This window comes from Gillisella vitis (assembly GCF_021559775.1).
Classification (GTDB): domain Bacteria; phylum Pseudomonadota; class Alphaproteobacteria; order Rhizobiales; family Rhizobiaceae; genus Allorhizobium; species Allorhizobium ampelinum.
In genome coordinates this window covers 1,061,387-1,085,179 of record NZ_CP056047.1, presented here as the reverse complement: position 1 = coordinate 1,085,179, position 23,793 = coordinate 1,061,387, and the positions used below count along the sequence as shown (strand labels likewise).

Annotated in this window: 21 protein-coding genes and 4 tRNA genes; 5 read left to right on the top strand and 20 right to left on the bottom strand. The window is 56.6% G+C overall.

What is annotated here, in order from left to right; all coding sequences use genetic code 11:
- Window position 1 precedes the first annotated feature (1 nt).
- The 15 genes from rpoB to AVCG78_RS04940 all read right to left on the bottom strand — a co-directional run bounded on the left by rpoB (window position 2) and on the right by AVCG78_RS04940 (window position 13,358).
- On the bottom strand, window positions 2-4,141 hold the full coding sequence (gene rpoB, locus AVCG78_RS05010) for a DNA-directed RNA polymerase subunit beta (protein ID WP_015915731.1): 4,140 nt from the start codon (window positions 4,139-4,141) through the stop codon (window positions 2-4).
- Window positions 4,142-4,394: 253 nt separating this feature from the next.
- Entirely contained in the window at window positions 4,395-4,769 is a 375-nt protein-coding gene (rplL, locus tag AVCG78_RS05005; RefSeq protein WP_015915730.1) for a 50S ribosomal protein L7/L12, read from the bottom strand.
- A 68-nt stretch (window positions 4,770-4,837) separates the two neighbouring features.
- Window positions 4,838-5,356: a 50S ribosomal protein L10 gene (gene rplJ, locus AVCG78_RS05000; RefSeq protein ID WP_071204432.1), complete on the bottom strand. Its 519-nt coding sequence runs from the start codon at window positions 5,354-5,356 to the stop codon at window positions 4,838-4,840.
- A 344-nt stretch (window positions 5,357-5,700) separates the two neighbouring features.
- Entirely contained in the window at window positions 5,701-6,396 is a 696-nt protein-coding gene (gene rplA / locus AVCG78_RS04995; protein ID WP_015915728.1) for a 50S ribosomal protein L1, read from the bottom strand.
- A gap of 2 nt (window positions 6,397-6,398) precedes the next feature.
- On the bottom strand, window positions 6,399-6,830 hold the full coding sequence (rplK, locus tag AVCG78_RS04990) for a 50S ribosomal protein L11 (RefSeq protein ID WP_015915727.1): 432 nt from the start codon (window positions 6,828-6,830) through the stop codon (window positions 6,399-6,401).
- Between the two features lie 146 nt (window positions 6,831-6,976).
- Window positions 6,977-7,507 carry a transcription termination/antitermination protein NusG gene (gene nusG / locus AVCG78_RS04985; protein ID WP_015915726.1) on the bottom strand — a complete coding sequence of 177 codons (531 nt, stop codon included), beginning with the start codon at window positions 7,505-7,507 and terminating at the stop codon, window positions 6,977-6,979.
- A 16-nt stretch (window positions 7,508-7,523) separates the two neighbouring features.
- Window positions 7,524-7,724: a preprotein translocase subunit SecE gene (secE, locus tag AVCG78_RS04980; protein WP_015915725.1), complete on the bottom strand. Its 201-nt coding sequence runs from the start codon at window positions 7,722-7,724 to the stop codon at window positions 7,524-7,526.
- A gap of 182 nt (window positions 7,725-7,906) precedes the next feature.
- Window positions 7,907-7,982, bottom strand: a tRNA-Trp gene (locus AVCG78_RS04975).
- 121 nt (window positions 7,983-8,103) lie between these two features.
- The gene (locus tag AVCG78_RS04970; RefSeq protein ID WP_071204429.1) at window positions 8,104-8,757 is read right to left on the bottom strand and encodes a hypothetical protein; all 654 of its coding nucleotides are present in this window, start codon (window positions 8,755-8,757) and stop codon (window positions 8,104-8,106) included.
- Between the two features lie 137 nt (window positions 8,758-8,894).
- Entirely contained in the window at window positions 8,895-9,752 is an 858-nt protein-coding gene (locus tag AVCG78_RS04965) for a 3-deoxy-manno-octulosonate cytidylyltransferase (RefSeq protein WP_071204427.1), read from the bottom strand.
- 2 nt (window positions 9,753-9,754) lie between these two features.
- Window positions 9,755-10,444 (bottom strand): glycosyltransferase family protein, encoded by a 690-nt coding sequence (locus AVCG78_RS04960; RefSeq protein WP_071204425.1) that lies wholly within the window; start codon window positions 10,442-10,444, stop codon window positions 9,755-9,757.
- A gap of 267 nt (window positions 10,445-10,711) precedes the next feature.
- Window positions 10,712-11,887, bottom strand: a complete 1,176-nt coding sequence (gene tuf, locus AVCG78_RS04955; RefSeq protein ID WP_015915721.1) for an elongation factor Tu — start codon at window positions 11,885-11,887, stop codon at window positions 10,712-10,714.
- A gap of 500 nt (window positions 11,888-12,387) precedes the next feature.
- A complete protein-coding gene (locus AVCG78_RS04950) occupies window positions 12,388-13,002 on the bottom strand; it encodes a hypothetical protein (RefSeq protein WP_071204423.1) in 615 nt (204 codons plus the stop codon).
- 172 nt (window positions 13,003-13,174) lie between these two features.
- Window positions 13,175-13,248: transfer RNA gene (locus tag AVCG78_RS04945), tRNA-Gly, on the bottom strand.
- Window positions 13,249-13,273: 25 nt separating this feature from the next.
- Window positions 13,274-13,358 (bottom strand) — tRNA-Tyr (locus AVCG78_RS04940).
- A gap of 218 nt (window positions 13,359-13,576) precedes the next feature.
- Between AVCG78_RS04940 and rlmB the strand changes: the two genes are divergently transcribed.
- The 3 genes from rlmB to AVCG78_RS04925 all read left to right on the top strand — a co-directional run bounded on the left by rlmB (window position 13,577) and on the right by AVCG78_RS04925 (window position 15,263).
- Window positions 13,577-14,458, top strand: a complete 882-nt coding sequence (gene rlmB, locus AVCG78_RS04935; RefSeq protein ID WP_015915720.1) for a 23S rRNA (guanosine(2251)-2'-O)-methyltransferase RlmB — start codon at window positions 13,577-13,579, stop codon at window positions 14,456-14,458.
- A 240-nt stretch (window positions 14,459-14,698) separates the two neighbouring features.
- The gene (locus AVCG78_RS04930; protein WP_041696466.1) at window positions 14,699-14,890 is read left to right on the top strand and encodes a hypothetical protein; all 192 of its coding nucleotides are present in this window, start codon (window positions 14,699-14,701) and stop codon (window positions 14,888-14,890) included.
- Window positions 14,891-15,113: 223 nt separating this feature from the next.
- Window positions 15,114-15,263 (top strand): hypothetical protein, encoded by a 150-nt coding sequence (locus AVCG78_RS04925; protein WP_174089660.1) that lies wholly within the window; start codon window positions 15,114-15,116, stop codon window positions 15,261-15,263.
- A 64-nt stretch (window positions 15,264-15,327) separates the two neighbouring features.
- Here the strand turns inward: AVCG78_RS04925 and AVCG78_RS04920 are convergent.
- Window positions 15,328-15,403, bottom strand: a tRNA-Thr gene (locus AVCG78_RS04920).
- A gap of 241 nt (window positions 15,404-15,644) precedes the next feature.
- On the opposite strand from AVCG78_RS04920, the gene AVCG78_RS04915 reads away from it, so the two are divergent.
- Window positions 15,645-16,418 (top strand): NAD kinase, encoded by a 774-nt coding sequence (locus AVCG78_RS04915; RefSeq protein WP_041696464.1) that lies wholly within the window; start codon window positions 15,645-15,647, stop codon window positions 16,416-16,418.
- 42 nt (window positions 16,419-16,460) lie between these two features.
- The gene (locus AVCG78_RS04910; protein WP_234665076.1) at window positions 16,461-17,006 is read left to right on the top strand and encodes a hypothetical protein; all 546 of its coding nucleotides are present in this window, start codon (window positions 16,461-16,463) and stop codon (window positions 17,004-17,006) included.
- A gap of 6 nt (window positions 17,007-17,012) precedes the next feature.
- On the opposite strand, the gene pyrF is transcribed toward AVCG78_RS04910, so the two are convergent.
- From pyrF to AVCG78_RS04890, 4 genes are all read right to left on the bottom strand, one after another.
- The gene (pyrF, locus tag AVCG78_RS04905) at window positions 17,013-17,912 is read right to left on the bottom strand and encodes an orotidine-5'-phosphate decarboxylase (protein ID WP_071585274.1); all 900 of its coding nucleotides are present in this window, start codon (window positions 17,910-17,912) and stop codon (window positions 17,013-17,015) included.
- A gap of 130 nt (window positions 17,913-18,042) precedes the next feature.
- Window positions 18,043-19,171, bottom strand: a protein-coding gene (gene prfB / locus AVCG78_RS04900) for a peptide chain release factor 2 (RefSeq protein ID WP_139191396.1) whose coding sequence is annotated in 2 segments (ribosomal slippage) — window positions 18,043-19,101 and window positions 19,103-19,171 — 1,128 coding nt in all. Because the reading frame shifts where the segments join, the coding sequence is not laid out codon by codon here.
- A 104-nt stretch (window positions 19,172-19,275) separates the two neighbouring features.
- On the bottom strand, window positions 19,276-21,732 hold the full coding sequence (locus AVCG78_RS04895; RefSeq protein WP_071204418.1) for a penicillin-binding protein 1A: 2,457 nt from the start codon (window positions 21,730-21,732) through the stop codon (window positions 19,276-19,278).
- Window positions 21,733-22,057: 325 nt separating this feature from the next.
- On the bottom strand, window positions 22,058-23,278 hold the full coding sequence (locus tag AVCG78_RS04890; protein ID WP_071204508.1) for an N-acetylmuramoyl-L-alanine amidase: 1,221 nt from the start codon (window positions 23,276-23,278) through the stop codon (window positions 22,058-22,060).
- Between the last annotated feature and the right edge of the window lie 515 nt (window positions 23,279-23,793).

Genomic DNA, 23,793 nt, shown 5'->3' with positions numbered 1-23,793 from the left:
GTTATTCCGCAGCGTCCGGCAACGGGTTGACGGTATCGGCCGTCTCGAGTTTGGAATTCTCCAACTCGACCGACAGACCAAGCGACCGCATTTCCTTGACGAGAACGTTGAAGCTCTCTGGAATACCGGCTTCGAACGTGTCGTCGCCCCGCACGATGGCTTCGTAGACCTTGGTACGTCCGGCCACGTCGTCCGACTTCACCGTCAGCATTTCCTGTAGGGTGTAGGCAGCGCCGTAAGCTTCCAGAGCCCAGACTTCCATTTCCCCGAAACGCTGACCGCCGAACTGTGCCTTGCCGCCCAAAGGCTGCTGGGTGACGAGCGAATAAGGACCGATGGAGCGTGCATGGATCTTGTCGTCAACCAAGTGATTGAGCTTGATCATGTACATGTAACCAACGGTGACCTTACGGTCGAAGGTTTCACCCGTCCGTCCATCATAGAGAACCGACTGGCCGGACGTGTGCAGACCGGCGCGGGTCAACATTTCCGAAACGTCGCTTTCATGCGCACCGTCGAAAACCGGTGTAGCGATAGAAAGTCCGCTCTTGGCCTGATCAGCCAATCGCAGGAGCGATTCGTCGTCGAATCTGGCGACTTCGTCATGCGATTCACTGGCGTAGAGATCGACCAGTTCGGTCCTGAGCTCGGTGATGTCGAGATGCTTCTGGTAATCCTCAAGCATCTGCCCAATCTTGCGACCCATGCCGGCGCAAGCCCAGGCAAGGTGGGTTTCAAGAATCTGGCCGACATTCATACGCGACGGCACGCCCAGCGGGTTCAGAACGATATCGACATGCGTACCGTCTTCCAGGAACGGCATGTCCTCAACCGGAACGATGCGCGACACGACGCCCTTGTTGCCGTGACGGCCGGCCATCTTGTCGCCTGGCTGGATCTTGCGCTTCACAGCAACAAAGACCTTGACCATCTTCATGACGCCCGGAGGCATTTCATCGCCGCGCTGGACCTTTTCGACCTTGTCCATGAAGCGCTGCTCAAGGCGCGACTTGGATTCGTCGTACTGACCACGAAGCGCTTCCAGCTCGCTTTGAACCTTCTCGTCTTCAACGGCAAACATCCACCATTGCGAACGTGGATATTCAGAAATGACGGCGTTGTTGAGTTCGACGCCCTTCTTGAAACCCTTCGGACCGGCAATCGAAACCTGACCGCGCAGCGTGTCGAGCAAACGACCATAGACGTTGCGGTCCAGGATTGCCTGTTCGTCATCACGGTCCTTGGCGAGACGTTCGATTTCTTCGCGCTCGATGGCCATGGCGCGTTCGTCCTTTTCAACGCCGTGGCGGTTGAAAACACGAACTTCGACAATGGTCCCGAACGTGCCCGGAGGCATACGCATCGAGGTATCGCGAACGTCAGAGGCCTTTTCACCGAAGATGGCGCGCAGAAGCTTTTCTTCCGGCGTCATCGGGCTCTCGCCCTTCGGAGTGATCTTGCCGACCAGGATATCGCCCGGCTGCACTTCCGCACCGATGTAGACGATACCGGCTTCATCGAGGTTGCGCAGCGCTTCTTCCGAGACGTTCGGAATATCGCGGGTGATTTCTTCAGGCCCAAGCTTGGTATCGCGGGCCATGACTTCAAATTCCTCGATATGGATCGAGGTGAAGACATCTTCCGAAACGATACGCTCCGACATGAGGATGGAGTCCTCATAGTTGTAGCCGTTCCAAGGCATGAACGCGACAAGCGCGTTACGGCCAAGCGCCAAGTCGCCGAGGTCGGTCGACGGACCGTCCGCGATGATATCGCCCTTGTTCAGAATATCGCCGACGGCGACCAGCGGACGCTGGTTGACGCAGGTATTCTGGTTGGAACGCTGGAACTTCTGCAGGCGGTAGATATCAACACCGGACTTGCCGGCATCGAGATCTTCCGTTGCGCGGATAACGATACGCGTCGCATCCACCTGGTCGACCACGCCGCCACGACGGGCGCCGATAGCCGCACCGGAGTCACGGGCAACGATCGGCTCCATGCCGGTGCCGACAAACGGGGCTTCCGCGCGCAGCAGAGGCACAGCCTGACGCTGCATGTTGGAGCCCATCAGCGCGCGGTTGGCGTCGTCGTTTTCCAGGAACGGAATAAGAGCGGCGGCAACGGACACGAGCTGCTTCGGCGAAACGTCCATCAGGTTGATGGTGTCGCGCGGCGACAGCATCACTTCCCCAGCATGACGGCAAACGACGAATTCCTCGACGAATTTGCCTTCAGCGTTCAGCTCGGCATTGGCCTGGGCGACGTAATACTTGGCCTCTTCCATGGCGGAGAGGTAGATCACGTCCTTGGTCACCACGCCGTCGATGATCTTACGATACGGGCTTTCGATGAAGCCGTATTTGTTGACCCGGGCAAACGTGGCAAGCGAGTTGATCAGACCGATATTCGGACCTTCAGGCGTCTCAATCGGGCAGATACGGCCGTAATGGGTCGGATGCACGTCGCGCACTTCAAAGCCGGCGCGCTCGCGGGTCAGACCACCCGGTCCAAGAGCCGAAAGACGGCGCTTGTGGGTGATTTCCGACAGCGGATTGACCTGGTCCATGAACTGGCTGAGCTGGGACGAGCCAAAGAACTCACGCACAGCAGCAGCGGCAGGCTTGGCGTTGATCAGATCCTGCGGCATGACAGTATCGATTTCGATCGACGACATGCGTTCCTTGATGGCGCGCTCCATGCGCAGCAGACCCAGGCGATACTGGTTCTCCATCAATTCACCGACGGAACGAACACGGCGGTTGCCGAGGTTGTCGATATCGTCGATTTCGCCCTTGCCGTCGCGCAATTCAACCAGCATCTTGACCACGGCCAGGATGTCTTCCTTGCGCAGAACGCGCACGGTGTCGGCTACTTCGAGATCGAGACGCATGTTCATCTTGACGCGGCCAACAGCCGACAGGTCATAGCGCTCACTGTCGAAGAACAGCGAGTTGAACATGGCTTCTGCCGAATCCATGGTTGGCGGCTCACCCGGACGCATGACGCGGTAAATGTCGAACAGCGCATCCTGGCGGTTTTCATTCTTATCGGCAGCCAGCGTGTTGCGGATATAGGCGCCTACATTGATATGATCGATGCCCAGAACCGGGATCTCTTCAAAGCCCGCATCAAGAATGATCGGCAGGGTCTTTTCGTCGATTTCGTCACCAGCTTCGAGATAGATCTCACCGGTTGCGAAATTGACGATATCTTCGGCCAGATAATTTCCGTAGAGGTCCTCGTCAGTCGCCTTCAGCGCTTTCAGACCCTTGTCCTGCAACTGGCGCAGAAGACGCGGGGTGAGCTTCTTGCCGGCTTCGACAACGACTTCGCCGCTATCGGCATCGACCATGTCTACGAGGGTCTTGGAGCCCTTCAGCGTTTCCGCCTGGAACGGCACGCGCCAGCCCTTGCCATCGCGCTTATAGTCGGACTTCGAATAGAAGGTCGAGAGAATTTCTTCGCCGTCCATGCCCAGCGCCATCAGCAGCGAGGTCACGGGGATCTTGCGGCGGCGGTCGATACGGGCATGGACGATGTCCTTGGCGTCGAATTCGATGTCGAGCCAGGAACCACGATAAGGAATGACGCGGGCGGCAAACAACAGCTTGCCGGAGGAATGGCTCTTACCCTTGTCGTGGTCGAAGAACACGCCCGGCGAACGGTGCATCTGCGACACGATAACGCGCTCGGTGCCGTTGACGATAAACGTACCGTTATTGGTCATCAAAGGCATGTCGCCCATGTAGACCGACTGCTCCTTGATGTCCTTGATCGAGCGGGCGCCCGTATCTTCATCAATATCGAACACGATCAGGCGCAAAGTAACCTTGAGCGGTGCCGCATAGGTCAGGTCGCGCTGGCGGCATTCATCGACGTCGAACTTCGGCGGCTCGAATTCGTAGGACACGAATTCCAACATCGAGGCACCGGAAAAATCGGTGATAGGGAAGACGGACTTGAAAACGGTTTGAAGTCCCTCGTCGGGACGACCACCTTCGGGCTCGTCAACCATGAGGAACTGATCGTAGGATGCCTTCTGAACCTCGATGAGGTTCGGCATTTCTGCGACTTCTGGAATTTTTCCGAAAAACTTGCGTACGCGCCTGCGACCGTTAAAGGAAAGGGTCTGAGCCATCGTCGCTCCTTGTCAGTTTGCACCCGGGCCTGCAACAGACGAACACCGCTGGCCAGGCGGCTCCGTCAATCATGGATCATCAATCTCGTTCCAGTTCAGGCGGAAAGGCCGGTTTGCCTTGAGCGCCTGATCGGAACCATCCTCTTGAGAACCCATTACCCAAAAGCCGTTTTACCGGCTTTTGGGTAATAATTTCCGTCAGGAGAACGGCTCCGGAGAGAGTTTGCACCCTCGCCGGAGCCGAAAGTATGAATTACTTGACGTCAACCTTGGCGCCAGCGTCTTCAAGCTTCTTCTTCAGGTCTGCAGCTTCAGCCTTGGAAACGGCTTCCTTGACAGCCTTCGGAGCGCCTTCAACGAGGTCCTTGGCTTCCTTCAGGCCGAGGCCTGTGATCGCACGAACTTCCTTGATGACGTTGATCTTGTTTGCGCCGGCATCCGTCAGGATAACGTCGAATTCAGTCTTTTCTTCTTCAACAACGGCGGCAGCACCACCGCCGGCAGCAGCAACAGCCACAGGAGCAGCTGCAGATACGCCCCACTTTTCTTCGAGCAGCTTGGAAAGCTCAGCAGCTTCCAGAACGGTCAAAGAGGAGAGGTCTTCTACGATCTTAGCGAGATCAGCCATTTTACTAGTCCTTTATCAGTGTTCGGTTCGAAACGAACTGGTTTGGGTATGAACAGCGAAAAACCGCCTTACGCGGCTTCGTCCCTCTTGGCATAAGCCGCAAACACGCGAGCAAGCTGAGCTGCCGGTGCTTGAACAACGCCTGCGATGCGAGTAGCCGGGGTCTGAATCATGCCGACCAGCTTTGCACGCAGCTCGTCCAGCGAAGGCAGGGTCGCAAGCGACTTGACTGCATCCACGGAGAGCGTGGTTGTTCCCATGGAACCACCGAGAACAACGAGCTTGTCGTTGGTCTTGGCAAAATCCATGACGACTTTCGGAGCCGTGATCGGGTCGACGCTGTAAGCAATCAGCGTCTGGCCCTTGAAGAGATCTGTCATCCCTTCCGACTCCGTGCCCTGAAGAGCGATCTTGGCCAGACGGTTCTTCGCGACTTTGACGGTGCCGCCAGCAGCGCGCATTTTTGAACGGAAGTCGTTCATCTGCGCAACCGTGACACCAGCATAGTGGGCCACAACAACCGAACCAGAAGCCTTGAAGACTTCGTTCAGTTCTGTGACGAATTCGCGTTTTTCCGCTCTTTCCACTGTCTGTCTCCAGTAGACGGGACCGCAATCCTGCAGGCCCCATCGGGTTTGCCTTTGCCTCAAGGGATCTAAACTCGTCAGATCCCAAGCGACGCTTGAGGATCCTGTCCCCCCGCACTGTCACCCGAAGGCGTCAGGCACAAGGCACACAAGGCTCGAACCGACACTTCCGTAACGCCTTGGCGTCCGTGAAGAATTTCGGGTCTTACCCGTCTCATGCAGGCAGGATATTAAGGCCTTGCGACCGCCCACAATCTCGGACAGGAAATCCGGTTATAAAACCGGACATTCCCGGCCCCGAAGGACCGGGAATTCTTGAATACGGGGTGGAACACCCCGAAAAATTAAGCTGTGACCGACGAAGGGTCGATCTTGACGCCAGGACCCATGGTCGAGGAGATCGCTACGCGCTTGACGTAGTTACCCTTGGCGCCAGCAGGCTTTGCCTTGATGACGGCGTCAGCGAAAGCCTTGATATTTTCTTCAAGAGCCTTGGCTTCGAACGAGGCCTTGCCGATACCGGCATGGATGATACCAGCCTTTTCAACGCGGAACTCGACAGCGCCGCCCTTGGATGCCTTAACAGCGCCAGCAACGTCCATGGTCACAGTGCCAACCTTCGGGTTCGGCATCATGCCACGCGGGCCGAGAACCTTACCGAGGCGGCCGACCAGCGGCATCATGTCAGGCGTTGCGATGCAACGGTCGAAGTCGATCTTGCCACCCTGGACGATTTCGACTAGGTCTTCGGCGCCAACGACTTCTGCGCCAGCTGCACGGGCTTCATCAGCCTTTGCGCCACGAGCGAAGACGGCAACGCGAACGTCGCGGCCAGTGCCGTTCGGCAGATTGACAACGCCACGAACCATCTGGTCGGCGTGACGCGGGTCAACGCCCAGGTTCATAGCGATTTCGATGGTTTCATCGAACTTGGCAACGGCACGTTCCTTGACCATCGAAATGGCGTCGGACAGAGCAACCAGCTTGGTGGGATCAACGCCTTCGCGGATCTTCTGAATACGCTTTGCAAGCTTTGCCATGATCAACCTACCACTTCCAGGCCCATGGAGCGGGCAGAACCCTCAACCATTGCCATAGCGCCATCAACGTCGGCAGCATTTAGGTCCTTCATCTTGGCTTCAGCGATCGTGCGAACCTGAGCCTTAGTGATAGTACCAGCTTTTCCACCCTTGCCCGGAGTCTTAGAACCGGACTGGATCTTAGCTTCCTTCTTCAACCAGTAAGTCACCGGCGGCTGCTTCATGATGAAGGTGAAGGACTTGTCCTGGTAATAGGTAATGACGACCGGGATCGGCATGCCCTTTTCCATTTCCTGCGTAGCGGCATTGAACGCCTTGCAGAATTCCATGATATTTACGCCACGCTGACCAAGCGCAGGACCGATTGGCGGGGACGGGTTAGCCGATCCTGCCTTGACCTGAAGCTTGAGCTGGCCTGCAACTTTCTTAGCCATTTCTCTCTGCCTTTCTATCAGACCGGTTGCCCGGCCCACTCATGCCGGACATGCCGGCGGCTGCGGTTGCGTGGTGCGTATGAACGGTCCGGCTTAAGAGACCGCCGCACTCCCACGCGAAACGGGAGGTTTCCCTCCCGCAGCAATCAGACCTTTTCGACCTGACTGTATTCAAGCTCGACCGGTGTAGCGCGGCCGAAGATCGACACTTCGACCTTAAGGCGCGACCGCTCTTCATCGACATCCTGAACAACACCGTTGAAGGATGCAAAAGGACCGTCGGAAACGCGAACCTGCTCGCCGATCTCGAAGGACAGCGAGGACTTGGGACGCTCCACCCCCTCCTGAACCTGACCGAGAATCCGATCAGCCTCATAGTCAGGAATCGGAACCGGCTTATTGTCGGAACCCAGGAAGCCCGTGACCTTCGGGGTATTCTTGATCAGGTGGTAGACCTCATCGGTCAAATTCGCCCGCACCAGCACATAGCCGGGGAAGAATTTGCGCTCACTGTCCACCTTGCGGCCCCGACGAACCTCGACGACCTTCTCGGTCGGAACGAGAATCTTTTCAAAGAGATGTCCAAGACCCTTCTGACGAGCCTTCTCTTCGATCGATTCCGCAACCTTCTTTTCAAAATTCGAATATGCGTGGACGATATACCAACGTGCAGCCATGTTCGTTCCCGTCCTGTTAATTGCCGAGATTCAGGACAAGGCTCAAAACCCAGCCGATAACCTGATCCGCCGCAAAGAAAAACAGCGAGGCAAAAATCACCATGGCCAACACCATCAGCGTCGAGATCACAGTCTCGCGGCGCGACGGCCAGGTGACTTTGGACGTTTCGGAGCGAACCTGCTGCAAAAACGCAAATGGATTAGTCTTCGATGCCATCTAATGCCCACGCATTTACGGCACGTAAAGCTGAAAAGATCAGCCCCACGCACCGCGTGTCTGTTTGAGTGTTACATAAACGCCGATTCTCACTTTAACAAGGGCAAAACCGACATTTAAACAAATTCTACAACGCCAAAACCCACCAGCCGAAAAAATCAATTCCAACACTGTGTGAAAAATGGCAGGGGCAGTAAGGCTCGAACTTACGACCTGCGGTTTTGGAGACCGCCGCTCTACCAACTGAGCTATACCCCTATCTGCACGTCCGAGTGATGCGCCGATGGCGATCCCGTCCGTTGCTTGGCGCTCCGTTTAAGACGGTCGGTGACGATTGGCAAGAGGGTTTTTTGCACATTCAGGACAAAATACCATTTTCCTACCAGTGACGACTATAGCTCGCCCGGAAGGTCGTCGAAGGTGCATCGAGCAGATTGGTCATCGCGGCGGAAAGACCAACATCGCCGAAAACCTTTTTCTCAATACCGACAGACCCCGTCGTCGTCGCATCAAGCTGATCGATACCCGCCTCGCTGTAAAGCGACGCCGACCAATCCGGCATGGACAAATCCAGCCGCTGGCTTGCCGATAGCCCCGCCCCATCACCACTGACCCGGCGCACCTGGATAATGCGCGTCGAGCCAAGCGTGAAATCAGGCGTCAGTGTCCAGTTCCAGGCGCGTTCCATCGACAGGCTGGATGCACCCGTTGCGGGCGTGAAACTGGTATTGAGGTAGGTCGCAGGCCCATTCGTTTTGTCGCTCCCTTCCAGCCGCACCCGCCCCCAAAGCCGTAACGGCAGTGTGGATTGATCCACCTGCCCGCTCTTGGTGGCGATAACAGAGGTATCGACACCTATTTTCGGTTCAAAGGCATTACGCAACTGAACGCCGGTTTGAATAGCAACGCCGCTCGTGCCGTTGCGTGAGACGTTCCAGATCAGCGGTCGGCCAAAGTCGGCAGCCTTGCCAACCCAGGCAAATGGTAGAATCAAAAAAGGCGCAATCGCAACCGCGCACATCAGACGAATCATAGACGCATCTTTATGTGTTCAGGGTGGGCTCGGCCCCAGGCAAAGCGGGACGGTGTAGATAGTTATATCACTATGTTACAGGGCAGCTCTCGCAGCCGCAAGTCACGTTTTTGCGTTGCAGCATGACAAGGCTTTGATCAACTCTTCGCCTTTTTGGCGTTCAATCGCTGTTTTCTGGTTTTCGGCTTCAGCTTTTTGGAGAGCTGATAAAACCACCGCAGGATCTTGGTGACGGAAATCAGCTTATCGATTTCCTTGTTTGACCCTTCAAGGCGGCTGGCCAGCACGTCAGCAGCAGACAGCGCAACCGCCCCCTCGCTCAAGTCCGGAAATCGTTGCAGTAGCGCAGCATAAGCATTTTTTTCGGCTGCCCCTGGCGCGACCAGTTTGCCGGAATGGATGAACAATCGCAGCACGACTTGTTCGAATGTCCAATCATGCAGATGAAAGACTTTCCACTTCTCACTGCGCCGCGCTGAAAATCCATCCAACAGGATGGTCTTTTCGGGCAGGTGCTCACTCAGCCACAAGACCAAGGCAAAACCGCTGGTCGGAATATGATCTTCAGGGTAAAAACTGGAAAAATGGCTGGAGAGATCCAGATGGCCGACCGCAGCCCCCTCGAATTTTGTCGCATCACTGAACAATTCGCCAGGATGGGCCCTGACATTCATCACGCCCAGAAATTCATCGCCCGGAAAATAGCCAAGCACATTCTTGACTTCCTTGCGGTAAACGATGTTGGCGCCGACCGAACCACTGCGCGCCACCAGCAGAGACGGGCGATCGAACGGCTTGTCGAGAATCTTGTAGACCTTATTGAAAAAAACGAACAAGGCAGTTTGTGGCAGTTCGCGCCGCAGCCTGTCCACATTGGCCTCCTCGCTGTTGGCGACGAGGACAATGTGAGTGAAACGGCCGAGCAACGCCTGCCAGTCCGCAAAGGCCTGGATGCTAGCGGTCGTGGGGCGCCCGCTGCCGTTCTGGACTGTCATGGTCACAGGCTCTGCGTGACGTGCAGCATGCGTTCGCGGGCAGCAAACCACTCTTCTGCGTAATCGTCATTCTTGTATTGGTCGAAATAAGGGCCGCCATCGGTGAAATGGACGATCTTGGCGGCCGGGTCATGGTCATATTCGTTGACCAGATAATTCCAATGCAGTGGCAGCCCACCGATCAGGTCATCATTTTCAAGCCATTTGAACTGATGCAGTTGCAGACCGGTTGCGGTGTTGACGTAATCCTTGGTCAACGCCGTGCATTTGGCGTTATTGAACAGCATGACGCTCGACCAGTTCTTCTTTTCGTATTTGGTCTGAGTCTGACCGAGAAACTTGGTTTCCACCTTTGGCTGGTAGTCATGCTTGACACACATCACGGCGTAGCGGTCGTCGCGCAATGCCCAAAGCTCGGCGAGATCGGCGCGCGCCAGCATGTCGCAATCCATGAACATGCTCCAGCCCTGGTAATCGCTCAGATAAGGCACGAGAAACCGGGAGAAGGAAAACTCCGTCGATTGCAGTGGATTGCGCTCGCGCGTGAAAATACCGGCCAGATTGTCGAGGACGATGGGTGTGAAGGCGACGGGAATGGACGAATGTTCAAGAATGCTCTGCGCGAGCACATGATAGGCCACGACTTCCTTTGTATCGAAGCCAATGAAAATCTGAAGCTTGTTGTCCAACACCGCAACTCCTGAAATTGTACGTCTGTTTCTTTTAAAGGATAGGGACCGCTGCGGACAAGAGAACCAAGCGCTTAACTGCATTAGCCACCAAGAATTTGCAGTACGGCTTGCCGTTTTGCAGATTTTCTCATGGTCTCCATCGCAATAGCGTCCAATTTGAGGAAGGCGGCTCCTTAGAAACGTAATCAGTTCAACCGTAACGTCCTAAACGCAAAAACCCCGCTGTTGCCAGCGGGGTTCCATTTCATCCCCTAAGGGAAGAAATCATTATTCGATGATCGAAGCGACGATGCCGGCGCCGACGGTACGACCACCTTCGCGGATCGCGAAGCGCAGCTTTTCTTCCATGGCGATCGGAACGATCAGTTCAACCTGAACCGTGACGTTGTCACCAGGCATAACCATTTCCGTGCCTTCCGGCAGGGAAACAATACCGGTAACGTCCGTCGTGCGGAAGTAGAACTGCGGACGGTAGTTGGTGAAGAACGGTGTATGACGGCCGCCTTCTTCCTTCGTCAGGATGTAGGCTTCTGCCATGAACTTCTTGTGTGGCTTGACAGAGCCGGGCTTGCACAGGATCTGACCGCGCTCAACGCCATCGCGCTGTACGCCACGAACCAGGGCACCAATGTTGTCGCCAGCCTGACCCTGATCGAGCAGCTTGCGGAACATTTCAACGCCGGTAACGGTCGTCTTCGAGGTGGCGCGGATGCCGACGATTTCGACTTCTTCGCCAACCTTGACGATACCACGCTCAACGCGACCCGTCACAACCGTACCACGGCCAGAGATCGAGAACACGTCTTCGATTGGCATCAGGAACGGCTGGTCGATCGGGCGCTCAGGCGTCGGAATGTAGGAGTCAACTGCCGCCATCAGTTCGCGGATCGCGTCTTCGCCAATCTTCTTGTTGCTGTCTTCCAGAGCAGCCAGAGCCGAACCCTTGACAATCGGAATATCGTCGCCCGGGAAGTCGTAGGACGACAGAAGTTCGCGCACTTCCAGTTCGACCAGCTCCAGAAGCTCTTCGTCGTCAACCTGGTCAACCTTGTTCAGGAACACGACGATGGCGGGAACGCCAACCTGGCGAGCCAGAAGAATGTGTTCGCGGGTCTGCGGCATCGGGCCGTCAGCTGCCGAGCAAACCAGGATCGCGCCGTCCATCTGCGCTGCACCGGTGATCATGTTCTTGACGTAGTCGGCGTGGCCGGGGCAGTCAACGTGAGCGTAGTGACGGGCAGGCGTTTCATATTCGACGTGCGCCGTCGAAATGGTGATCCCGCGGGCCTTTTCTTCCGGAGCAGCGTCGATCTGGTCATACGCCTTGTATTCACCGAAATACTTCGTAATTGCTGCCGTCAGCGACGTCTTGCCGTGGTCAACGTGGCCGATCGTGCCGATGTTAACGTGCGGCTTGTTGCGCTCAAACTTACTCTTTGCCATTTGAATGCTTCCTGTGAACGTAAAAGGTTGACGCGGCGAACCGGTTTAGTGCCGCCGTTTAAGGCTTTCGGTCCGATTGCGCAAGCCATAAATGCGCATGGCCCAAAGCAGGTGCTTTGCGGGGGTGTCCAGCAGCGCAATTCCTGCAAATGCGCGTGATAACGGCACAGATCGCATATATGGAACCAGCTGAAAGAAAGTATGAAAAGCTGGAGCGGGTAGCGAGAATCTATATTTCAGTATAGGTCTTTGTAATCATTAGGTTTTTTACTCCTCCATTTCCACGATACCGTCACCGGGACCGCCAAATTAGTGAGCATTTAGGATGCCTATATGAGCCGCGTTGAGACGGCAAATGCCCTCTGAGGGCATCCACAATTATCTTGTGAATGCAACGAGTTAGCCCGCCGCCGAGGTCATTCGGCAGCGGGAATCAATTGCACATTAGCGATTTATGAAATGGTGGGGTGACGAAGACCATTTGACGGTATCGGATTTGCTCAGCCAGGACCTGCGCCAAGAACATCGGGCTTGCTCACGAACATATGCTTCGCATGTCCCAAATCTTGGGTTGTCAGATAGACTGCATCAGCCAACAGGGGAGATGACGGTGCTTTCTCATCGGCGTTATCGCTTCCATAGCGGAGCATGCTGCCACCTTGGAAATGCAGATTACCGAGGTGAGATATTGCCGCTTCGAGCCAGTTGGCTGGGTCGAAAAAACCAAGTTGGTCGTGGGTGGACAAGTCGTATGCTCCGTCCTGTCTCAGTGCCTCAGCAGCAATCTCCGCGTTAGCGAGCAAGCGGCCACGCAGCATTCCCCCATAAGGCTGACTTAGCATCGCGTTCAGGTCGTGTCCGTCTTTCGCGGATCGAGGCGGCTTAACACCGTTGAGATAGGCGCATGCCTTGACCATGCATTCGAGTGCGTGGGCCGATAGCTGAAGTGACGGCACCCAAAGGTATGTGAAGGCATCGTGCTCGACAGGCGGTCGGCTATCGGCGGTAGAGGTATGCTGCCGGTGGATCTCTTTGTTCAAGACGCAGGCTGCATACCCATACTGCTTGGCGAGGTTCGATAACCTCTGAAATTCCCGATCGAAGCCGTTGCTCATTCACCACTCCATGTATCCGACTTCTTCAACCAAGGATGTCAGCGAACAGGAATACCGACAAAATCTTGTGCTGTGACGGTATCCTGAGCGACACCGTGAGACAGCCGGGGTTCGAAAACACCCGCATTTCCTGGCCTTTTGAGGCTTTCTGATCTGTTAAGAGATGAGGAGTTGGAGCGGGTAGCGGGAATCGAACCCGCGTATTCAGCTTGGAAGGCTGCTGCTCTACCATTGAGCTATACCCGCGGCGGTTTTAGATCCAGGTGCGAAATGGTGGAGGGAGTTGGATTTGAACCAACGTAGGCTGAGCCAACGGATTTACAGTCCGTCCCCTTTAACCACTCGGGCATCCCTCCAGTATTTCGACCGGATCAAGCAACCAAGCTTACTATCCCGGAGCGTCGAACTTCGCTTTCAAGCTTGGCTCACCGCGTTCCGTGGCGGCTATATGACGGCCCGAAACGGAGATGTCAACACGCCTTAGACGGAAAATTTTCATGTTTTTTCCTCGTTCAGGCATCCCGGCAAACCCGGGGTCTCTATCCCCTGGCACGCAAGCCCGCTATAAGGCGCCATGAGCAAAGATAACCCAAACGACACGTCCGACCGCGACAGCCACTATGCAACTTTGCGCCGTCAGGTGCGGGATGCAAAGCGTGAGCGCGGCGAGATTCCCACCCCGCAACCGCAAAAACGGCGCAAGTCCAACGCCGATTGGACACCGCCGCCGATCGCCCCCGACCAGGTATTTTTATATGGCCTGCACACGGTGCGCGCCGCCCTCAACAATCCCGAACGCAAGCCGATCAAGCTGTCACTGACCCAGAATGCGCTTGTACGGCTGGAAATCGGCCCGGTCGATGCCCTGCCCTTTCCTGTGGAAATCGTCACGCCGCAGGATCTCGACAAGCATCTGGGGCCGGAAGCCATTCATCAGGGCGTCATGCTGGAGACCCGGCCACTGCCGCCTCGCCGTCTTGAAGCGCTGAAGGAAAGCCCGCTGTTGCTGGTGCTCGACCAGGTGACTGATCCGCATAATGTCGGGGCAATCATGCGCACCGCCGTCGCCTTCGGTGCTGGCGCAGTGATCACCACCATGCGCCACAGCCCAACCGAATCGGGTGTACTCGCAAAATCAGCCTCCGGTGCGCTGGAATTGATCCCTTATATCCAGATCACCAATCTCGCCGAGGCGCTGGGCGAATTGCACAAGCTCGGTTTCGTGTCCATCGGGCTCGATTCGGAAGGGCCACGCCCGCTGGAAGAGACATTCAGTGGTGACAAGCTGGCGTTGGTGCTTGGTTCCGAAGGCAAGGGCCTGCGCCAAAAGACCCGTGACACGGTCAACGCACTGGCGCGGCTCGACATGCCCGGTGAAATCAAATCGCTGAACGTGTCAAATGCGGCGGCTATCGCCCTCTATGCCTCGCGCCAATTCCTGCTGCGCCAAAGCTAACATCAGAGCGTCGGTTCCCCTGTCCTCGACCTCGGAACCGACGATATCCCAAGTCTTTTCAGGAATGCATCCCAGAGAATAGTGCCTCCGAGGCATCGCCCATCATTCCCGCCCGGTCATACGCCAATACTGCATGCTGATAGCATCGTGGTAAGTTTGACATTTGGCGAGACGACAAAATCTTCGGAACCAATGCCCAGCCCTATGGTTGTCCTTATGAACACAAGAAGGAGGATAACCATGCCAACCACAATTCCCGAAAGACCAGATGGCGCACCACGCGGCCCGCAGGGTACGCCCGGTATTCCAGACCGTAAGCAGGATGGAGCGGTAAAACCGCCAATCCAGGATCAGGGCGACACCAAAAATCCGAATGATCCGGTGCCGAGCCCGCCTTTGCTGCCAATTGGTGATCCTGCCGGAATGGCCTGACAAATATCTTTGAATAATCCCCGGCGCATTGTGAAGCGGCGGGGATTTCTTTGTATCCGTGGCCAGGCGATGCCATCCCGTTCATGGCCGTCACCGACTGTCACATCCACCGATTCCCGGTCCGCTGATTTTCTGGTCCATCGTAACCATGCCGCAAGCTTTGCGTGAAATAAATGCCGCCGATCATGCATGGCTGAATCATAGCCCATGAGAGGAGGCACCCATGAGCGACAATGTCATAAAATTCAGAAAACCCGTACCGCCGAAGCAACCGCGCCCGGGACTGCGCAAACTGGTGGTTGTTCTCTGTATTGTCGCGGCTTTCGCGCTCACCTGGGCTTATTTCGCGTTTATCGCACCCGGCGGGCTTTGAAGAAAGCCGCAGCTGCGCCGATCCTAGGATCGGCAGCTCAAACGATGGAATTGTTGTGAAAGAATGGTGCCCCCGGCAGGATTCGAACCCGCGACCCCCTGATTACAAATCAGGTGCTCTACCAACTGAGCTACAAGGGCAGTGGCGTCTGACTACCAGATTTTTCCGCGCTGTAAAGAGGCTATGATGAAAAAGCGTGATGCAGGATGGCTCAAGCCAGATCTGGCTGGGTCTGGTTTAGAACTGCCGCGTCTCCTCAAGGAGATCCATCGCGTTCCCCGTCCGCAACCCGGATTTCCAGGGTTTTAACAACGCGAAAAAACTTGGCGCAGGGTGAGTTTATCATGTACGAAGAAGGCCCTTTCCAACAGGTTTTTTCGCATGGCGCGTTCCTTCCGGTCGCTTTCTTTCGTCGCAACGAACACCCCGGAGGCGCTTGCATCCCGCGAAGAGCTGATTCGCACCTACGGATACACGCCACCCGAAGAGGCTGATGTGCTGGTCGTGCTGGGCGGCGATGGCTTCATGCTGCAAAACCTGCATGACACGATGAATTCTGGGCGGCTGATCTATGGCATGAACAGGGGCAGCGTCGGCTTCCTGATGAATGATTACCGGGTGGAAGACCTGCCGGAGCGAATCGCCATCGCTACCGAGAATGATTTTCATCCCCTGAAAATGACCGCACTCAGCGAAGACGGCACGCAAACCGTGGCGCTTGCCATCAACGAGGTGTCGTTGCTGCGGCAGTCCTATCAGGCGGCGAAACTGAGGGTACTGATCGACGGGCAAGAGCGCCTTGATGAGCTGATCTGCGATGGGCTGATGGTGGCGACACCGGTCGGCTCCACCGCCTATAATCTTTCCGCCCACGGCCCGATTCTGCCGCTCGATGCGCCTCTCCTGGCACTTACCCCCGTCTGCCCGTTTCGGCCCCGGCGCTGGCGTGGCGCCTTGCTTCCCGACCGGGTCACAGTGATGATCGAGGTTTTGGAGGAGCGAAAGCGACCGGTGAATGCCGTCGCCGACAATATCGAGGTCAAGTCGGTGCTCACCGTCCAGATCGAACAGGCCAAGGATATTACTGCGCGGATCTTGTCGGACCCCGATCATTCCTGGTCGGAACGAATCCTCGCCGAGCAATTTGCCAATTGAAACATATTGTGCAGCACAAAGGGCGTAAGCCGGAGTGAACCGATGCAGATGAAGGGACGCCTGGATTTTTCAGCATCCGCCACCGCTTTTGCCGTGGCACTGATGGTCTGCACCCTCCCCTTTTTGTTCACGAACAGCATTGCTTTGGCACAGGAAGCCGAAACGGTGCCGCCCGCCGTGACATTCCTGATCAGCGGTGGCTATTGGGAGGATCCCGGCACGGCAAACAGCACCGGCATCGTCAAAAGCCCCGGCGTCATCGACGCAAGTAAGGATGGGACACGGCGCGGCTATTACCGGCTCTACGCCCTGCGCCAGCCGGATCGCACCGCCAAGGTTTTCCTCAGCCAGATTTCCGTTACCGATCAAGGGCCACAGATTATCGACACCGTGGAATTGCAGGAAATCACCGATCTGCATGCCTATGTCACCGATATTCGCAGCGAAGATCCCTCCGGGGTTAATCGCGGCTTTGGCCTTTCGGCAATGGTCTATCTGAAGCAAGACGCCCGCTCGAACGATCCGGAGAGCTGGACGGTGGTGGTCGATGAATTCGGCGAAATCCAGGTCGAGCGTGAAAGCCACTGAGCGCAATCAGACCGCTCTGCTCCTTGGCCGGCTGTAATCATAGGCAATGGACTGCTTGAAACTGTCCAGCCTGCCGAGGATCAACTCGGCATACGCCCCCAGGGAAAGGCTTCTGTCTTCAACCTTCGTCAGGCCACGAGACACGGGGACCAGCAAGTCACCGGGTACGGTTCCACGCAAGGAGTGGATGGCCAGCGGATCAGCGCCTTGCGCACCCAATCCCGGTGCAAGAATGATCGAACGGGGCATAAATTGTCTAAGGCGACGGCCTTCGGCAGGAACCGTAGCACCGATGACCGCCCCAATGGCACTGAGATCACCGTCCTCAATCGTGTCAGGTATAAAACCACCAATCAGCCCCGCCAGCCGGTCCGAAATAAGCTGGTTGCCCGTCATCTTGTCCTGTAGCCAGCCTGCGCCCGGATTGGACGTGCGGCAGAGGACAAACAGGCCTTTGCCATGCGCCTGCGCGGCCTCGACAAAGGGCGCAAGCGTGTCGGGTCCCATCAGCGGATTGACGGTCAGGCAATCCGCCTCGAAGTCACCGCTTCCCCCTTCAGCGCCGGGAACCAGATAAGCCCTCGCATAGGCTGACGCCGTTGCGCCGATATCGCCACGCTTTGCATCGAGGATAACGCCAATGCCCGACGCCCGCGCTCGTGCCATACCCATAGACAGAGCCTTCAAGCCGTTGATGCCGCGAGCCTCGAAATAAGCCGACTGGAACTTGACGAAGCCGACATGCCCCTCGATCGTGTCGAGAAGAAAGTCCACATAGTCTTCGATCCAGCATCCATTGCCATTCTCGAAGACGGCGGGAACATCGCCCAGCGATGGATCAATTCCAGCGACCAGATCGCCATAATGCTCGACATTGGCTTTGACGATTTCAGTCCATGTCGGCATGAGGTGCTTTCCTTTTGCTCACGATCCGACAATCATTATACAAAAAAACCGCCTGAACAGAAGCTCAGACGGTTTGCATTTCACTGCGTGCAACAGGCGCGGCACAAGAACCGCAGAACATGGCCAGACATCAGTCGATATCGGAAACAGCATCGGCGCTGCCGCTGATGCGATGGGCGAGAGCGGCCTCCATGAAGGGGCTGATGTCGCCGTTCAGGACGTCGTCGGGCGCCGTGCTTTCGACACCAGTGCGCAGATCCTTGACCAACTGATAGGGCTGCAACACGTAGGAGCGAATCTGGTGACCCCAACCGATATCAGTCTTGGACGCTGCCTCGGCATTGGCGGCTTCCTCGCGTTTCTTCAGCTCGACTTCGTAGAGACGGGCGCGCAGCATGTCCCAGGCCTTGGCCTTGTTCTTGTGCTGCGACCGTTCCTGCTGGCAGGAGACTGCAATACCGCTTGGAATATGGGTGATTCGCACCGCCGAGTCCGTGGTGTTGACGTGCTGACCGCCCGCACCAGAGGAGCGATAGGTATCGATACGGCAATCGCTTTCGTTGATGTCGATCTGGATCGAATCATCCACCACCGGATAGACCCAAATGGAGGAAAACGATGTATGGCGCCGTGCATTGCTGTCATAGGGCGAAATGCGCACCAGGCGATGCACGCCCGATTCGGTCTTCATCCAGCCATAAGCATTATGGCCCTTGACCAGGATGGTGGCCGACTTGATGCCAGCTTCTTCGCCGTCATGCACTTCCAGCAATTCTACCTTGAAGCCACTGCGCTCAGCCCAGCGGGTATACATGCGCAACAGCATGTTGGCCCAGTCCTGGCTTTCCGTGCCGCCAGCACCTGAATGCACTTCGACATAGGTGTCATTGCCATCGGCTTCACCCGACAGCATGGCTTCGACCTGCAATTTACCGGATTCGGCCTTGAGGGCTTTCAGGCCTTCCTCGGCCTCCTTGACGATGCTCTCGTCGCCCTCTTCCTCACCCATCTCGATCAGCTCGATATTATCTTTCATCTGCTGTTCGAGACGGCGCACGCCGGCAATGCTGTCTTCCAACTGCTGGCGCTCGCGCATCAGCTTTTGGGCCTCAGCCGCGTCGTTCCAGAGGTTGGGGTCCTCTGCCTTGTTGTTCAACCAGTCCAGTCGTCTTACCGCCTGATCCCAGTCAAAGATGCCTCCTCAGCAGGCTTATGGCCTGCTTGATTTCGTCGACGACATTTTCGATTTCGTTACGCATGGGTCCTTTTCTCGGAATCTTGTTTTTCGATATCGTGCCCGGTCCATAATTGCCGATGCCCCGGAAGTAAAGTCCGGGGCATGGCGACAAGCTTGATCGTTCTGTTAAAACAGGCCGGGCGTCCCGGACTGAACGGCCTGGTTGACCTGCGGCGAGCTTTTCATGATCTCATCCGGCTGCATATTGCTGTCCATGCCGATCACCGAGAGGCTGTCGGCCGGGCCGGTGCCGGGCTTGAAGGCCTCAACAATCGTATCCGGATCGCCCACGACCGCCGCCATGCCGGTCTTGCGGTTGACGGCAATCATCTGCATACCGTCAGGCACCTTGAACTTGCTGGGCGGTGTGCCCTTCACTGCGGTCTGCATGAATTCATTAAATACAGGTGCTGACATCGAGCCCCCCGTCGCGCCCCGGCCCATCGGGGTCGGATTGTCGTAACCGATATAAACACCGGCGACGATATTCGGGGTGAAGCCGACGAACCATGTATCCTTCGCGTCGTTGGTGGTGCCGGTCTTGCCCGCCACGTCGCGGTCCAGCTTGATCTTGCCATAGGCCGTGCCGCGCTGAATGACGCCCTGCATCATCGAGGTGATCTGATAGGACGTCATCGGGTCTAGCACCTGCAACCGGTTATCGGCCAGAACCGGCTCATCCTGATTGTGCCATTCGTCGGCATTGCAGCCTTCGCAAATCCGTTCTTCATGCTTGAAGATCGTCTTGCCGTAGCGATCCTGGATCCGGTCGATCAGGGTCGGCTTGATCTGCTTGCCGCCATTGGCGATCACCGCATAGGCGGAGACCATGCGCATGACGGTGGTTTCCCCTGCCCCGAGAGACATGGACAGCACGGGCTGCATATGATCATAAATGCCGAAGCGCTCGGCATATTCGGCCACCAGGTTCATGCCCATGTCATTGGCCAGACGCACCGTCATCAGATTGCGCGAATGCTCGATGGCAAAGCGCAGCGTTGCCGGACCAATGGAACCGCCACCGTCGTTTTGCGGCCGCCAGACTTCGCCGCCGGACACGAATTCCACCGGTGCATCCAGCACCACGGAGGCAGGCGTATAGCCGCTATCCAGCGCCGCCGCATAAACAAACGGCTTGAAGGACGAACCCGGCTGACGCATGGCCTGTGTCGCACGGTTGAATTCCGACTGAGCGTAGGAGAAACCGCCAACCAGAGCCAGAACGCGGCCCGTATGCGGGTCCATGGCAACAAAACCGCCCTGGACTTTCGGCGGCTGCCGCAGGCGATAATTGGTGGAGGTATCGGCGCCGATCTTCTCGGCATAGACCACGTCACCGGGCTGCAAGACACCGTCAGGCGATTTGGCCGTCTTGCGGTCGCCGCGTCCCGATCGATAAGCCCAGTCCATGGCGTCGGCCTTGATGGTGCCTGTCAGACGCTCCGGCACGACTTTGCCCGCGCCGTCACGATCCGGTTTCAGACCGATCTGCACCTCGGTCTTGGAAGTAGAGAGTACGACCGCGACTTCCCATTCCGGCACGTCGGCAAGGCTGGCCACATCGGCCAGCGGCACGCCCCAATCGGACCCCATATCGATATGGGTGATCGGACCGCGATAGCCACGCCGTTCGTCATAGCTCAGCAAACCATCCTGAAGCGCCTTGCGGGCGGCGACCTGTAGCTCTGGATCGAGCGAGGTGCGTACGGAAAGCCCCCCTTCATAAAGGGACTTGGTGCCGTATTTATCGATAATCTGACGGCGCACTTCTTCGGAGAAATAATCCGAGGCAAACACATTCCCGCCACCGCGCCGCAGGTTGACGCCCAAGTCTTCCTTTTTAGCAGTGTCGCCATCGGCCTGGCTGACGAAACCGTTTTCCACCAACCGGTCGATAACCCAGTTTCGGCGCTCGATAGCAGCCTGGGTATGACGGTAGGGATGGTAATTGGCCGGGCCTTTAGGCAGAGAAGCAAGATAAGCGGTTTCGGCAATGGTCAGTTCGGTGACCGGCTTGTCGAAATAGGTCAGAGCCGCCGCAGCGATACCATAGGAATTCAGGCCAAAGAAAATCTCGTTCAGATAAAGCTCAAGGATCTTGTCCTTGGAATAGGCCTGCTCGATGCGGAAGGAGAGAATGGCCTCCTTGATCTTGCGGTCCATGGTCTGGTCGGACGACAGAAGAAAGTTCTTGGCGACCTGCTGGGTGATGGTCGAAGCGCCGACGGGACGGCGACCGGAGCCGAAATTCTGCAAGTTCACCAGGATGGCGCGGCCAAGACCCCAGATATCGACACCGGGATGGGTGTAGAAATTCTTGTCTTCCGCCGACAAGAAAGCCGCCTTCACACGATCGGGAATGGCCTGGATCGGCATGAACAGCCGCCGTTCATGGGCATATTCGGCAATCAGCGCGCCGTTACCGGCATGGACGCGGGTCATCACCGGCGGCGCATACCGGCTCAATACCTCGTAATCAGGTAGATCCTTGGTAATGGTCGTCAGATAGATGGCAGCAGCGGCTGCCGCGACAAGCGCGGCAACGGAAGCCAATCCGAAGAGATATCCAATCAGTCTTATCATCGTGAAGCTACCGGCAATCGCTTTCGGTTCGCATACGCCTGTATGTCAAGCATCGCTTATATCGTGGCGTTTTGCATACGACGCCACCAATTACAAGTCGGGAGGCGTATTGAACACCACCGCCCGGGTGTTTCCTGGTGTTGTTGTGACAATGTGCGTAAAATAGGGCCTCGCCCCTGTTACACACAGCCATCGCGATCAACTTTCATGTTTCCGCATTATTCTTCGATAGATCGGCACACGCAGAGGCATTCACAGTAAACACCGAGGCTTTGCCTTTAGAGCATTTCCAGCCAAAATGTATCGCGGTTTGGCGTCCCGAGCGTCAACCACCTTTGGCAACAAGCGGCTGACGATATTTCTTCACCGCCTCGGCGATCAGTTTCACCACTTTGCCGCGCCAGGCCGGATCGAGCAAGAGCTTCTCGTCCTCCTTGTTGGACAGAAACCCAAGTTCGAGCAGCACGGACGGCACATCCTGGGCCTGCAACACTCGGAATCCGGCAAAGCGATGCGGATTGTTGATCAGGTTGATCTGCCCGTCGAACGACGTCACCACCGATTTGGCCATGGCGATGGAAAAGGCCTGAGTCTCCCGCCGGGTAAGGTCCGCCAGGATATCGGAGACTTCCTGCGGTTCGGCGCTCGCATCGACACCGCCAACCTCGTCCGATTGGTTTTCACGCGCTGCCGCCGCTTCGGCGAGATGGTCGGATGCCTTGTCGGAAATGGTATAAACGGTCGCGCCGCGAATATTGGCATGGCCCAGCATATCGGCATGCAGCGAAATAAACAGGTTTGCGCCTTTCTGCCGGGCCAGCGTCACGCGCTGCGACAGGGACAGGAACGTATCGCCATCGCGGGTCAGGAAGGCCTTGACGCCCTTTTGCCTGTTAAGCTCGACAGCCAGCGCCCGGGCAAAGCCCAGCGTCACGGTTTTTTCCGGCGTATTGGTGGTCTTGCCTGTGGCCCCGGTATCGATACCGCCATGGCCGGCATCGACGGCAATCAGAAACTCGCCATCCGTCGCGGGCGCCGCCTGTTCTATGCGCGGGCTCTTGCCATTGCTGTAGGCATCGGCCTCCCAGGCCTGGGAGGCGACCAGTTTGGAAAATGTGTCATTATCGGTCATCTCCGCATCGAGAATCAGTCGAAATCCCTGCCCCTCGTCATTTTTACGAATGTCGGTGAGGACGAGTTTGGCAGGCCGCGCCGTGGTCAGCACGATACGCGAATGAGTAGCGTCGATGGAGCCGAAACGGATCTCCCGAAACAGGCCGCGGGCCACCAGTGCCTCGGCTGGAAAGGCAAAGACGGTGGCTGGCAGATCGACGACGATACGATCCGGATTGCCGATATAGCGCACGGTCGTTTCCGGCTTCTGGTCGAAATCCATGACGATACGGGTGCGGGCATCGTCACCGGCGATACGGGCCGTAAAAGCAGCAAGACGATCCGCCGAAAAGGCTTTTGCAGGCGCCAAGCCCGCGATAATACAGGCCAATAGCCACAGGATCGCCACGCCAGGCCGCTTGCCTTGCCTCATGCTTACCATCGTTGAACGCACCATCCGTCCATGCCGCGATACCATTTCGCTCACGCTTTGAAAGTCCCGATCATTCACACCCATCCTTCAAACCTGCCCGAACGACAGGACCGATTGGCAACTGGAATTACAACCACCGGCGGCACACGATGCAATCCTAACCACAAACCGGAGCGCGCATACCGACTATCCATCATTGCTCATCGCTGCACGCAAGTGCAACAATTCTAATCTATTGGTCTTATCAATATTATGGCAGGGCAGGCTTTGCCGCTTGCCAATGTGACACAGACGACATACAACAGAAATAAGGGTTAAAATTGTCGACGGGATAGAGTCATCCGACGGCTGCCAACCAAAACGGACCTGGCGCCATTTGTCTGATTTTTCATCCGCCGCCAAGGCATTTTTGTCCCGAAACTGAATCGTCCAGCTGGAATCTCCGGCAAAATAACAGGGCGGGAGACCGCCAAACGCTCTTTTGAGCATTCATTGGGCCTTATTAAGAGGCCTTT